13 protein-coding genes and 1 tRNA gene are annotated in these 13915 nt (G+C 46.2%); all 14 read left to right on the forward strand.

All coding sequences use genetic code 11. From position 1 onward, the window contains the following. Positions 1 to 126: 126 nt before the first annotated feature. Positions 127 to 1671, forward strand: a complete 1545-nt coding sequence (locus tag NHB35_RS04860; protein WP_353433261.1) for a 2-isopropylmalate synthase — start codon at positions 127 to 129, stop codon at positions 1669 to 1671. Positions 1672 to 1887: 216 nt separating this feature from the next. Beyond that, a complete protein-coding gene (gene rpsO, locus NHB35_RS04865; protein WP_068323724.1) occupies positions 1888 to 2157 on the forward strand; it encodes a 30S ribosomal protein S15 in 270 nt (89 codons plus the stop codon). 272 nt (positions 2158 to 2429) lie between these two features. Then, a complete protein-coding gene (gene pnp, locus NHB35_RS04870; protein WP_353433262.1) occupies positions 2430 to 4589 on the forward strand; it encodes a polyribonucleotide nucleotidyltransferase in 2160 nt (719 codons plus the stop codon). A 32-nt stretch (positions 4590 to 4621) separates the two neighbouring features. Then, positions 4622 to 5620, forward strand: coding sequence for an NAD(P)H-quinone oxidoreductase (locus NHB35_RS04875; protein ID WP_353433263.1), 999 nt, complete (start codon positions 4622 to 4624; stop codon positions 5618 to 5620). Between the two features lie 16 nt (positions 5621 to 5636). After that, positions 5637 to 6395, forward strand: coding sequence for a triose-phosphate isomerase (tpiA, locus tag NHB35_RS04880; RefSeq protein ID WP_353433264.1), 759 nt, complete (start codon positions 5637 to 5639; stop codon positions 6393 to 6395). 20 nt (positions 6396 to 6415) lie between these two features. Further along, positions 6416 to 6760, forward strand: coding sequence for a preprotein translocase subunit SecG (gene secG, locus NHB35_RS04885; protein ID WP_353433265.1), 345 nt, complete (start codon positions 6416 to 6418; stop codon positions 6758 to 6760). An 85-nt stretch (positions 6761 to 6845) separates the two neighbouring features. Further along, positions 6846 to 6930: transfer RNA gene (locus NHB35_RS04890), tRNA-Leu, on the forward strand. 107 nt (positions 6931 to 7037) lie between these two features. Then, complete coding sequence (locus NHB35_RS04895) at positions 7038 to 7397, forward strand: NADH-quinone oxidoreductase subunit A (protein ID WP_068948474.1); 360 nt, start codon at positions 7038 to 7040, stop codon at positions 7395 to 7397. A 5-nt stretch (positions 7398 to 7402) separates the two neighbouring features. Beyond that, positions 7403 to 7885: an NADH-quinone oxidoreductase subunit B gene (locus tag NHB35_RS04900; protein ID WP_114638664.1), complete on the forward strand. Its 483-nt coding sequence runs from the start codon at positions 7403 to 7405 to the stop codon at positions 7883 to 7885. Positions 7886 to 7888: 3 nt separating this feature from the next. Then, positions 7889 to 8488, forward strand: a complete 600-nt coding sequence (locus NHB35_RS04905) for an NADH-quinone oxidoreductase subunit C (protein ID WP_353433266.1) — start codon at positions 7889 to 7891, stop codon at positions 8486 to 8488. 3 nt (positions 8489 to 8491) lie between these two features. Beyond that, the gene (locus tag NHB35_RS04910) at positions 8492 to 9745 is read left to right on the forward strand and encodes an NADH-quinone oxidoreductase subunit D (RefSeq protein WP_353433267.1); all 1254 of its coding nucleotides are present in this window, start codon (positions 8492 to 8494) and stop codon (positions 9743 to 9745) included. Between the two features lie 22 nt (positions 9746 to 9767). After that, the gene (gene nuoE, locus NHB35_RS04915) at positions 9768 to 10274 is read left to right on the forward strand and encodes an NADH-quinone oxidoreductase subunit NuoE (protein ID WP_173955649.1); all 507 of its coding nucleotides are present in this window, start codon (positions 9768 to 9770) and stop codon (positions 10272 to 10274) included. After that, positions 10271 to 11569, forward strand: a complete 1299-nt coding sequence (nuoF, locus tag NHB35_RS04920) for an NADH-quinone oxidoreductase subunit NuoF (protein ID WP_353433268.1) — start codon at positions 10271 to 10273, stop codon at positions 11567 to 11569. The genes nuoE and nuoF overlap by 4 nt, the downstream gene beginning before the upstream one ends. Before the next feature lie 31 nt (positions 11570 to 11600). Then, positions 11601 to 13910 carry an NADH-quinone oxidoreductase subunit NuoG gene (nuoG, locus tag NHB35_RS04925; RefSeq protein ID WP_353433269.1) on the forward strand — a complete coding sequence of 770 codons (2310 nt, stop codon included), beginning with the start codon at positions 11601 to 11603 and terminating at the stop codon, positions 13908 to 13910. Positions 13911 to 13915: the final 5 nt, after the last annotated feature.

The following is a 13915-nucleotide window of genomic DNA, read 5'->3' on the forward strand; positions in this document are numbered from 1 at the left end:
GGGTGAGGCCTGAGTTGATGAGATAGATAACATCCATTAACCACCAATACCAGCCCCAGCAAATTGCTGGGGTTTTTGTTTTTAGGATGCTGTTCAAGAGATATTAAGTAAAACCGGAGAGTAGTGATGAGCGATAAAGTAATCATTTTTGATACCACCTTGCGAGATGGCGAGCAATCCCCTGGCGCGTCGATGACTAAAGACGAGAAGGTTCGTATTGCCCGTCAACTTGAGCGTTTGAAGGTTGATGTGATTGAAGCGGGTTTTGCTGCGAGCTCAGAGGGCGACTTTCAGGCGATTTCAGCAGTAGCTGCCGCGGTCAAGGATTCGATTGTCTGCTCATTAGCTAGGGCAAATGACAAGGACGTCACCCGCGCCGCAGATGCATTGCAAGCTGCAAATGCCAAGCGTATTCATGCATTTTTGGCGACCAGCCCATTACATATGGCTGTCAAATTGCGCATGTCTCCAGAGGAAGTATTGGAGCAGGCGAAACGCTCCATCCGTTTTGCTAGAAATTTGGCCTCCGATATTGAGTTTTCTGCAGAAGATGGTTATCGCTCAGAGATGGATTTCTTGTGTCGCGTGGTTGAGGCTGTCATTAATGAAGGTGCCTCAACGATCAATATTCCTGACACGGTTGGCTATGCAACTCCTGAGTTGTATGGCGAGTTCATTAAAACCTTGCGTACCCGTGTTCCTAACTCAGATAAAGCTATTTGGTCGGTTCATTGTCACAATGACTTGGGTATGGCTGTCGCTAATTCTTTAGCGGGCGTGAAGATCGGAGGAGCGCGTCAAATCGAGTGCACCATTAATGGCTTAGGTGAGCGTGCTGGCAACACCGCATTGGAGGAAATTGTGATGTCATTGCGCACGCGCAAAGATTACTTTGATATGGTTTGCGGTATCGATGCAAGCCAAATTGTTCCTGCATCCAAATTAGTCTCTCAGATAACCGGTTTTGTAGTTCAGCCAAATAAGGCGGTTGTGGGTGCGAATGCCTTTGCGCATGCCTCTGGCATTCATCAAGATGGTATTTTGAAGAATCGTGAAACTTATGAAATCATGCGTGCGGAGGATGTAGGTTGGACAACTAACAAAATTGTGTTGGGTAAATTGTCTGGTCGCAACGCATTTAAGCAACGCTTACAAGAGTTAGGTATTGCGGTTGAGGCGGAAGCGGATTTGAATGAGGCATTCACACGCTTTAAGGCTTTAGCGGATCAAAAGGCAGAGATTTTTGATGAAGACATCATCGCCATCATGTCTGATGCTGCTGCAGAAGAAGGCGAGTTCTTCCAGTTTGTTTCTTTAAATCAACATTCTGAAACTGGTGAGCGTCCTAAGTCTCGCATCACCTTCCGGATGGGGGATAAGGAAGTAAGTTCTGAGGCCGAAGGTAATGGTCCGGTGGATGCAAGCTTGAATGCGATTGAAGAAATTGCAAAGAGTGGTGCTGAGCAATTGTTGTATTCAGTCAATGCAATTACATCGGGCACTCAGTCACAAGGTGAGGTCACGGTGCGCTTGTCAAAAGGTGGACGCATAGTGAATGGCGTGGGCACGGATCCTGACATCATTGCAGCCTCCGCAAAAGCGTATTTGTCTGCTTTAAATAAGCTTCATGATCCAAGTCAGGCTAAGTTAAATGCACAAATGACCCCTTAATTATCCATAAGCTATTGATTTATATAGTATTTTCGCGGATGGGCTGCCCTTTGGTGGCTTTTTCGCTAAATAGGGTCTAAGGACTCTATCTGCTACAATTCGATAGCTTTGATTTATAAAGCTTTTTTAGTTTTTTATTGAAGTATTTTTTTGTTTAATTAAGCACGACACAAATTGGGTGAAAGCTCAGGTGTTCGCAAGTTAGGAGTATTAAAAATGGCAGTTGCTGATATTAAAACGGCGGAAATCGTCAAAGAAAACGCGCGCAGCGCAAACGATACGGGTAGCCCTGAAGTTCAAGTTTCATTGCTAACAGCCCGCATCAATGAATTAACCCCCCATTTCAAGGCTAACGCTAAAGACCATCACAGCCGTCGCGGTTTGTTAAAGATGGTTTCACGTCGCCGTCGCCTCTTGGATTACCTCAAAGGCAAAGATCTGGATCGCTATCGCGCATTGATCGAGAAATTAGGTCTCCGTAAGTAATTCTTATCAGTATTGCAATGCCATCTTGCTTAGGGTTGTTTCTTCACTGAATCAGTCTTAAGAAGGTGGCATGTTTTTTTGAGCGCTTTTAGATTATTTGTGTAGGGGATCGTGTCATTCCAATGAGTTTCTGAGTGGGAAAATCAGAGTCTCCCTGGAATGGCATCCCTTGAAATCTTCAATCGCTCCAGTGTTGTCGTGGCGCTGCTTTATCTCACGGCAAACGTAGTGCTCATGTGAGTATTGCGTGAATAATTTGGAGAGAATCAAAAATGAGTATGTTTAAAAAGGCAGTAAAGAGTTTTCAATGGGGCAACCATCAAGTAACCATGGAAACAGGCGAGATCGCTCGTCAAGCCGGTGGTGCCGTAATCGTTAACGTGGATGACACCGTGGTAATGGGCACAGTAGTTGCTTCTAAGACTGCTAAGCCAGGCCAAGACTTTTTCCCATTAACAGTAGATTATCTTGAGAAGACCTATGCTGCAGGTAAGATTCCTGGTGGCTTCTTCCGTCGTGAAGGTCGTCCATCTGAAGGTGAGACATTAATTTCTCGCTTGATTGATCGTCCTATTCGTCCTTTGTTCCCAGAGGGTTTCTACAACGAAGTTCAGGTTGTAGTGCATGTGTTGTCTATTAACCCAGATGTGCCATCTGATATTCCTGCGTTGATCGCAGCATCTGCAGCATTGGCTGTTTCTGGCATTCCATTTAGCGGTCCTGTTGGCGCGGCTCGCGTGGGCTATGCAAATGGCCAGTATTTATTAAACCCAACTCGTGCAGAGCAAACAACTAGTGAGCTCGATTTAATCGTTGCTGGTACACAAGCTGCTGTATTGATGGTGGAATCTGAAGCGAACCAACTTTCTGAAGAAGTTATGTTGGGCGCCGTTGTGTATGGTCATGAGCAAATGCAAACCGCGATTAATGCGATTAATGATTTGGTTCGTGAAGCAGGTAAGCCAGAGTGGGATTGGCAAGCAGCCCCTAAAGATGAGCCATTGATTGCCAAGGTTTCAGCATTGGCTGAAGGCCCATTGCGTGAGGCATATCAAATCCGTCAGAAAGGCGCACGTTCTGACAAGCTCAAGGCAATTACTAAGGAAGTTTTAGCGAAATTGGCTGAAGAAGGTGAAGTGGATGATGTTGCTGTTGGCAATATCTTGTTTGAAATCGAAGCTAAGATTGTTCGTAGTCAGATTTTGAATGGCGAGCCACGTATTGATGGCCGTGACACGCGCACTGTTCGTCCGATTGAGATTCGCAATGGCGTATTGCCACGCACTCATGGTTCAGCATTATTTACTCGTGGTGAAACTCAGGCGCTCGTTGTTGCTACTTTGGGTACAGCACGTGATGAGCAAATCATTGATGCGCTTGAAGGTGAATACCGCGACCGCTTCATGTTTCACTACAACATGCCTCCATTTGCTACTGGCGAAACTGGTCGCGTAGGCAGTCCTAAGCGCCGTGAAATTGGCCATGGCCGCTTGGCAAAGCGCGCGTTGATTCCTGTATTGCCAAGTCCAGAAGATTTTGCATACAGCATTCGTGTGGTATCTGAAATTACTGAATCTAATGGTTCTTCATCCATGGCTTCTGTTTGCGGTGGCTGCCTAGCAATGATGGATGCCGGTGTTCCAGTAAAGGCTCATGTTGCTGGTGTTGCAATGGGCTTGATTTTGGACGGCAATCGCTTCGCGGTTCTAACCGACATCTTGGGTGACGAAGATCACTTAGGTGACATGGACTTCAAGGTTGCTGGTACAGCTAATGGCATCACTGCATTGCAGATGGATATCAAAGTACAAGGTATTACTAAAGAAATCATGCAGGTTGCATTAGCTCAGGCTAAAGAAGGTCGCCTGCATATCTTGAGCAAGATGCAAGAAGCTATGGGCTCTGTGCGTACGGAGTTGTCAGCTCATGCTCCACGCATGGTGTCATTCAAGATTCATCCAGACAAGATTCGTGAAGTGATCGGTAAGGGTGGCGCAACTATCCAGGCCTTGACCAAGGAAACTGGTTGCAGCATCGATATTCAAGATGACGGTACTGTAACAATTGCCTCTACCAATGCGGATGGTTTGGCTGAAGCGAAATCACGTATCGAAGGTATTACTGCAGAAGCTGAAGTGGGCAAGATCTATGAAGGTCCAGTAGTTAAGCTGCTCGAATTTGGCGCTTTAGTAAACATTCTTCCTGGTAAAGACGGTCTTCTGCATATCTCCGAGATTTCAAATGAGCGTGTAAAAGAAGTTAAAGACTATTTGCAAGAAGGTCAGATAGTTCGTGTGAAGTTGCTTGCTGCTGATGAACGTGGTCGTTTGCGCTTATCTCTCAAGGCTGCAATGGCTGATGAGGGTGGCACGATTGCTCCTTTGGCAGGTGCAGCTGATGCAGCTCCTGCCCCAACCGGTGAGACTACTTAAGTTCTGATCTAGATCACTGGTAAGGATAGTTCATGCGCGTTATTGAGATCAAAGAATATGGCGCACCAGAAATGCTGGTGCCTAGCACTCGTCCTGATCCTGTAGTTCCATCTGCGGGATCTGGCGAGGTTTTAATTAAGGTTTTGGCTGCGGGAATTAATCGCCCCGATGTTTTGCAACGTAAAGGGCATTACCCAGTTCCTGTAGGCGCATCTGATATTCCTGGTCTTGAAGTTGCTGGTGAAATTATTGGCGGTGATTTATCACATGCTGATAATGCTTTTGGTCTAAAGCTTGGCGATAAGGTTTGTGCATTGGTGCAGGGCGGTGGATATGCAGACCTTTGTACTGCCCCTGTTGCGCAGTGCTTACCTTACCCAACTGGCTTTACTGATCAAGAGGCAGCAGCATTGCCTGAGACTTTCTATACCGTGTGGAGTAATGTTTTCATGCGTGGCGAGTTATCTGAGGGTGAGACTTTGTTGGTACAGGGTGGTTCAAGCGGGATTGGCGTTACTGCCATCTTGCTCGCAAAGGCTTTGGGCCATAAGGTTTTTGTCACTGCTGGCACAGATGAGAAGTGCGCTGCTTGTTTGAAACTGGGCGCTGATCTTGCAATCAATTACAAAACCCAAGACTTTGTCGAGGAAGTTAAAAAAGCCACTGATGGCAAAGGCGTGAATGTCATTCTAGACATGGTCACAGGTGCTTACGTTCAGCGTGAGATCGATTGCTTGGCTGATGATGGTCGTATTGTGATTATCGCTATCCAAGGTGGTTCTAAGGCCGAAGTCAGTACTAATCAGATATTGCGTCGCCGTCTCACGATTACAGGTTCAACATTACGTCCTCGCCCTGTTTCATTTAAGAAGCAAATTACTAAACAGTTACATGACAATGTCTGGCCATTGTTGAACGCGGGTAAGCTAAAACCAGCCATATACAAGACATTTACATTGGATCAGGCCGCAGATGCTCATCGCTTGATGGAGTCATCAGAGCACGTAGGCAAAATTGTTTTAACGGTATAACGGCTCTATCAATCCTATGCGTCCACTCATCATCGTTGGCAACTGGAAAATGAATGGCAGTCTTGTCAACAATCAAGATTGGATAAAAGCAGTTGCTCAAGGTATGCAAAGCGGTATGCCTGCTGGTCGTAAATTTGTAGTTTGTCCACCATTTCCGTATTTGCAACAATGTGGCAAATTAATTCAGGAGCATTCCATTGCTTTTTTAAGTTTGGGTGCCCAAGATGTTTCTTCGCAATCATCAGGCGCATATACCGGTGAAGCAAGCGCCAGCATGTTGAAAGAAATAGGTTGCCAGTATGTCATTGTCGGCCATTCTGAGCGTCGCCAGATGCACCATGAGGCTGATGAGACAGTTGCTGCAAAGGCATTGCAGGCGCTAGACAATGGCATGACGCCCATTATTTGTGTTGGCGAGACCCTTGATGAGCGTAATTCTGGTAGGGCTGAGGAGGTTGTTTGTGCGCAGGTGGCAAAGCAGGTAAATGTATTGCAAGATCGTTTAGCCGACTGCTTAATTGCTTATGAACCAGTATGGGCAATTGGAACTGGAAAAGTAGCTAGCGCACAAATTGCTCAAGATATGCACCGGCATATTCGTCTTCAATTGGCAGAGTTTGATGAAGATGTTGCATCGCATGTTGGAATTTTGTATGGTGGCAGCGTTAAGTCTGATAATGCTGTTGAATTGTTTGCCATGCCCGATATTGATGGCGGCTTGGTTGGTGGCGCATCTTTAGATGCGCAGGACTTTCTAGCTATCTGTAGAGCATAGTTTTTTATTGGAGAAAAGTTGTGGAATGGTTTAAGACTTTATTAATCGTGTTGCAGGTCATTTCAGCATTGGCTGTGATTTTGCTTGTTCTTTTGCAACAAGGTAAGGGCGCAGATATGGGGGCTGCTTTTGGTTCAGGAGCCTCTGGTAGTTTGTTCGGCGCCAGTGGTTCAGCCAACTTCCTGTCCCATACAACCGCTATATTTGCAGCTGTATTTTTTATCAGCACTATTGGCATTACCTGGCTTGGGAATAAGAAGGAAGTCAGTCCCGGCGTTCTCTCTGGAACGGTAGCTCCAGTCGCTGCCCCAGCAGCGCCTGCTACTCCTGCTCAAGACCCCAGCAAACCGGCGGTTCCGAAGTAAAAAGTAGTCTTTTACCGCTTTTCTTGCCTCTTTTTTGAGGATAGTGAGTGGTGCAATGCAGTAGAATTGATGGGTTTTGCAAGATGCCGACGTGGTGAAATTGGTAGACACGCTATCTTGAGGGGGTAGTGGCTTAGGCTGTGCGAGTTCGAGTCTCGCCGTCGGCACCAAAAATGCAGAATCTGTAAGGGTTTTTGCTCTAAATCAATAGAGCTTGCAGTGGAATAATGAATAATTTGCTGTTTTTAAAGGTTTACTAGACGAACACAGGGCTATTTTGAATCTCGCTAATTACTTTCCTGTTCTGCTTTTCATCCTCGTAGGAATTGGGGTTGGATTAGTGCCCATGTTCCTTGGAAAAATTTTGGCTCCTTCGAAGCCCGATGCTGAAAAATTGTCGCCATATGAGTGCGGTTTTGAAGCTTTCGAAGATGCGCGTATGAAGTTTGACGTGCGCTATTACCTCATTGCCATCCTCTTTATTTTGTTTGACCTTGAAACCGCATTCCTCTTTCCTTGGGGCGTTGCATTGCGTGATCTAGGCTGGTTTGGCTACGCCTCTATGGTGATCTTCCTCTTGGAATTCATTGTGGGATTTGTATATATCTGGAAAAAGGGCGCTCTCGACTGGGAGTGATCGATATGGCATTAGAAGGCGTTCTTAAAGAAGGTTTTGTAACAACGACAGCTGATCAGCTGATTAACTGGACCCGTAACGGTTCTTTATGGCCAATGACCTTTGGTCTTGCTTGTTGCGCAGTTGAGATGATGCATGCGGGCGCTTCCCGTTATGACTTGGATCGTTTTGGCGTTGTTTTCCGTCCATCACCGCGTCAGTCAGATCTCATGATTGTTGCTGGAACTTTGTGCAACAAAATGGCTCCAGCTTTACGCAAGGTATATGACCAGATGCCTGAACCACGTTGGGTAATTTCCATGGGTTCCTGTGCAAATGGTGGCGGTTACTACCATAACTCTTATTCAGTGGTGCGCGGTTGTGACCGCATTGTTCCAGTCGACATTTATGTCCCTGGCTGCCCTCCAACTGCCGAAGCGTTGATCTACGGAATTATTCAGTTGCAATCGAAGATCACTCGCACCAGCACTATCGCGCGGAAGGCCTAAAGCATGTCAGATCGTTTGGTTCAATTAGCCACTAACCTAGAAAAAGTTTTGGGTCAGCGTATCCAATCAGTTGAGATCGCTCTTGGCGAAGTAACAGTTACCGTAAAAGCAGATGCTTATCTTGAGTCTGCTTTGATGCTTCGCGATGATCCATCCTTAGCGTTTGAACAATTAATTGATTTATGTGGCGTTGATTACCAAGATTACCGTGATGGTACTTGGAGCGGTCAACGCTTTGGCGTTGTCAGTCACTTATTGTCTTTAGAGCATAACTGGCGTTTGCGCGTACGCGTATTTGCTCCAGATGATAGCTATCCATTGCTTGCTTCTATTACTTCGGTTTGGAACTCTGCTAACTGGTTCGAACGTGAAGCATTTGACCTCTACGGAATCATTTTTGAAGGTCACGAAGATCTACGCCGCATCTTGACTGACTATGGCTTTATCGGTCATCCATTTAGAAAAGATTTCCCAATTAGCGGTAACGTGGAAATGCGTTATGACCCCGAGTTAAAGCGCGTTGTTTATCAGCCAGTAACGATTGAAGCACGTGAAATTACTCCTCGCATTGTTCGTGAAGAGCAGTATGGAGGTCAGGCTTAAGTCATGGCACAGATTAAGAACTACACCCTCAATTTTGGTCCTCAGCATCCTGCGGCACACGGCGTTTTACGCCTTGTTCTTGAGCTTGATGGCGAGGTAATTCAGCGTGCAGACCCACATATTGGTTTATTGCATCGCGCTACCGAAAAATTAGCGGAGACACGTACTTGGATTCAGAACGTTCCATACATGGATCGTTTGGACTATGTATCTATGATGTCCAATGAGCATGCTTATGTTATGGCAATCGAAAAATTGCTGCAAGTGGATGTTCCATTGCGCGCTCAATACATTCGCGTTATGTATGACGAGCTCACACGCTTGTTGAACCACTTGCTTTGGATTGGTTGCCACGGATTAGACGTCGGCGCGATGGCAGTGTTCTTGTACGCATTCCGTGACCGTGAAGATATCTTTGATATGTACGAGGCAGTATCAGGTGCTCGTATGCATGCCGCTTACTATCGTCCGGGTGGCGTATATCGTGATTTGCCAGATCAAATGGCTCAGTACAACAAATCCAAGATTCGCAGTGCATCAGCTCTAAAACGTTTAAATGAAAACCGTAGCGGAACATTACTTGATTTCATTGAGCAATTTAGCAATGGCTTTGATGCAAACGTTGATGAGTATTGCAATCTTCTGACTGATAACCGTATTTGGAAGCAACGTCTCGTGAACATCGGCGTGGTAAGCCCTGAGCGTGCTTTGCAATTAGGCTTCACTGGCCCAATGCTTCGTGGCTCTGGTATTGAATGGGATTTGCGTAAGAAGCAGCCATACGAAGTGTATGACCGCCTCGACTTTGATATTCCAGTGGGTGTAAATGGTGATTCTTATGACCGCTATTTAGTTCGCATGGAAGAAATGCGCCAATCAAATCGCATTATTAAACAGTGCGTTGCTTGGTTAAAAGCAAATCCTGGTCCTGTGATGAGCGATAACCATAAGGTTTCTCCACCTAAGCGCGTGGATATGAAAACCAATATGGAAGAATTGATTCACCACTTTAAGTTATTTACTGAGGGCATTCACGTTCCAGATGGTGAGGCGTACTCCGCCGTTGAGCATCCTAAGGGTGAGTTTGGTATCTATTTGATTTCTGATGGAGCCAATAAGCCATACCGCATGAAGATTCGTGCGCCAGGATTTGTTCATTTGTCGGCGATGGATGAGATGTCTCGTGGTCATATGCTGGCTGATGCTGTAACCATTATTGGTACGCAAGATATTGTGTTCGGGGAGATTGACCGCTAATAAGCGTGCCAAGGATTATTCAATGACAACAACTCTTCAACTATCCGATAAAACGCTGGCAGATATTGCCCGCAATGTTGCGAAATATCCCCCAGAGCAAAAGCAGTCTGCAGTAATGGCTTCATTGATCGCCGCCCAAACTGAGGTGGGTTGGGTATCACCAGAGGTGATTGCTACTGTTGCTCAAATTTTAGAAATGCCAACGATTGCAGTTGAGGAAGTGGCAACTTTCTACAACATGTACAACACCAAACCGATTGGCAAGTACAAATTGGTAATCTGCACAAACTTGCCATGCCAGTTAACACATGGTGAAACCGCAGCTACATACTTAAAAGAAACTTTAGGTATCGGCTTTAACGAAACTACTCCATGCGGTACGTTTACCCTTAAAGAGGGCGAGTGCATGGGTGCTTGTGGTGACTCACCTGTCATGTTGGTAAATGACAAGCGCATGTGCAGCTTTATGAGTAAAGAAAAGATTGATGCTCTATTAAATGAGCTCCGTGCAGAAGGGAAAGCAGCATGACCAGCTTGCACGATCGTCACATTAAGCCTTTGATCCTTGCTGGATTGAATGGCAATAACTGGCGTTTAAAAGATTACGAAAGCCGCGGTGGCTATCAACAATTGCGTCGTTTAATTAATGACAAGGTTACTCCGGATTCCATCATCGCTGAGTTAAAGGCTTCTTCTTTGCGTGGCCGTGGGGGCGCTGGCTTCCCAACAGGATTGAAGTGGAGTTTTATGCCACGTCAGTTCCCCGGTCAAAAATATTTGGTGTGCAATAGCGACGAAGGCGAACCGGGCACATTTAAAGACCGCGACATCATGCGTTACAACCCACATGCCTTGATTGAAGGCATGATTATTGGTGCATACACCATGGGTATTAGCGCGGGTTACAACTATATTCATGGTGAAATCTGGGAAGTGTACTCACGCTTTGAAGAGGCTTTGGAAGAGGCCCGCGCTGCTGGATATCTAGGTGACAAAATTTTAGGTAGTGATTTCTCCTTCCAATTGCATGCGGCGCCAGGTTGGGGTGCATACATTTGTGGTGAAGAAACTGCGTTGCTCGAATCCCTGGAAGGTAAAAAGGGGCAGCCACGCTTTAAGCCACCATTCCCTGCAAGCTTTGGTTTGTATGGCAAGCCAACAACAATTAACAATACTGAGACCTTCGCAGCGGTGCCATTCATTTTGGCAATTGGCGGTCAGGCCTATTTGGATCTTGGTAAACCAAACAATGGCGGCACAAAGATTTTCTCTGTGTCTGGTGACGTAGCCCACCCTGGAAACTATGAAATTCCATTAGGCACACCTTTTGCCGAACTCTTGAAGTTGGCAGGTGGAATGCGTGATGGCAAAGCAATTAAAGCCGTTATTCCAGGCGGTTCATCTGCTCCGGTTATTCCTGGTGCGCAAATGATGGATCTAACAATGGATTACGACTGCATCGCTAAAGCTGGTTCGATGTTGGGATCCGGCGCTGTGATTGTGATGAATGAGACTCGTTGTATGGTGCGCGCATTAGAGCGCTTGTCTTATTTCTATCATGAAGAATCATGTGGCCAGTGCACACCATGTCGCGAAGGTACAGGCTGGTTATGGCGCATTGTTCATCGCATTGAACATGGTCTAGGCCGACCAGAGGATCTAGATTTGTTAAATGACGTTGCTGCAAATATTCAGGGGCGCACGATTTGTGCATTGGGTGACGCTGCCGCTATGCCAGTACGTGGCATGTTGAAGCATTACATGGATGAATTTGCGTATCACGTTGAACATAAGCGCTGCTTAGATTCTGCGAAACCTTTATAAGTTATTGAGTACGGGACACCTAAAAGTGAGCATGGTTGAAATCGAATTAGATGGTAAGACGGTAGAAGTTCCGCAAGGTTCGATGGTGATGCACGCCGCGAACAAGCTAGGGACGTATGTACCGCATTTCTGCTATCACAAGAAGCTATCAATTGCTGCTAACTGCCGTATGTGCTTGGTGGAAGTAGAGAAGGCTCCAAAGCCATTGCCTGCTTGCGCAACACCAGTGACCCAAGGTATGAAGGTATTCACGCACTCCGCAAAGGCGGTGGAGGCGCAGCGCTCAGTAATGGAGTTCTTGCTTATTAACCATCCACTGGATTGCCCAATTTGCGACCAAGGTGGTGAATGTCAACTTCAGGATTTAGCAGTTGGTTATGGCAAATCCAATTCACGCTATGAAGAAGAAAAGCGTGTGGTATTTCATAAGAATGTGGGCCCACTCATCTCCATGCAGGAGATGAGTCGTTGTATTCACTGTACTCGTTGCGTACGCTTTGGTCAGGAAGTTGCTGGCGTCATGGAGCTTGGCATGATCAATCGTGGCGAGCATTCAGAGATCACAACATTTGTTGGTCAAACTGTGGATTCAGAGCTTTCTGGAAATATGATCGACTTATGCCCAGTTGGCGCTTTAACAAGCAAGCCGTTCCGCTATGAGGCTCGTACTTGGGAATTGGGGCGTAAGCGTTCTGTAAGCCCACACGATAGCCTTGGCGCAAACACTACAGTTCAGACTAAAAATAACAAAGTAATGCGTGTTGTTGCTTTAGAAAATGAAGCAATCAACGAGTGCTGGATTAGCGATCGCGATCGTTTTTCTTATGAAGGACTCAATAGCGCTGATCGTGTGACTACGCCAATGGTCAAGCAGGGTGGACAGTGGCTAGAAACTGATTGGCAGTCTGCATTAGATTACGTGGCCCACTCTTTAAAGACCATTTCCTCTGAAAGTGGTACTCAATCGATTGGTGCCTTGGCTCATCCAATTTCAAGCACGGAAGAATTGCATCTCCTACAAAAGATAGTGCGTGGATTGGGTTCCAACCAAGTTGAAACTCGCCTACGTCAAACTAACATTGCTGGCGCAGCTTCTGCTCCTTGGTTGGGTATGCCTGTAGCCAAGTTAGGCGAGCTGGATCGTGCGCTAATCATCGGCAGTTTCTTGCGTAAGGATCAGCCCATTATTGCTGCCCGACTTCGTACTGCTGCTAAGCGTGGATTGCAGGTTTCACGCATCGATGCAGGTGGTGATGACTGGTTAATTCCAGCAAATAGTGTTGTTACTGCCCCTAGCTCTTGGTTAAATTCCTTGGCTGAAGTAGCTCAAGCTATCGCAAAGGCAAAGTCTGTTTCAGTTCCCGCTGGAACACCTTCAGTAACCATTTCAGCCGCGGCGCAAAAGATTGCTGATAGCTTGCTGTCTGGAACAAATACCGCAGTATTGCTTGGCTCGGCTGCAACAGCTCACCCACAATCTTCCGATCTGCATGTGCTTGGACAATTTATTGCTACACAGACCGATGCCACTTTAGGTTTCTTGCCTGAGGGTGGGAATGCGGTTGGCGCTTCATTGGTAAACGCTAATGGTGCTGGAGTTGATTCTGTATTATCGGGTGAGCGTCGCGCAGTGTTGTTAATGAATATCGAGCCTGATGCTGATTTGCCAAATCCAGATAAGGCACGTACTGCATTAGCAAAGTCAAATACAGTCATTGCATTAACTCCGTTTAAGTCTGCAGACTTAATGGAAGTGGCCGATGTCATTTTGCCGATTACTCCATTTACTGAGACAGTTTCTACATTTGTAAACGCTGAAGGTAGAGCACAGACTATTCAGCCTTCAGTAAAACCTTTAGGCGAATCACGCCCGGCATGGAAAGTATTGCGTGTGCTTGGCGGCTTGTTAGATCTTGATGGATTCCTCTACAACTTACCAGAAGAAGTTTTAGGTGAGGCATTAGGCGACAACTACTGCACTCGCTTAAATAATCAAAGTTCTAGCAATTCAGTTTCTGCAGTTGCACAAAGCTCTGGATTAGAGCGTTTGACCGATGTCAACATCTATGCAGGTGATCTCATTGTTCGTCGCGCGGCAGCTCTGCAGTTAACCAAAGATGCTAAGCGCGGTAATCAAGTTGGCTTGGGTCAGAAACTATTTGAAGAATTGAACCTCAAAGAGGGTGACGCTGTGCGCGTGTCACAGGGAACTGCCTCTGTTGATATGCCGGCGACGCTAGAGGCAAATTTAGCTGCAAATACTGTTCGAGTTTCAGCGGGCACAGCTGCCAGCTCAAAATTGGGATCTATGTTTGGTCCTGTAACCGTAACTAAGGCATAAGGAAC

The organism is Polynucleobacter sp. MWH-UH23A (genome assembly GCF_040409805.1).
In the GTDB taxonomy this organism is placed as follows: domain Bacteria; phylum Pseudomonadota; class Gammaproteobacteria; order Burkholderiales; family Burkholderiaceae; genus Polynucleobacter.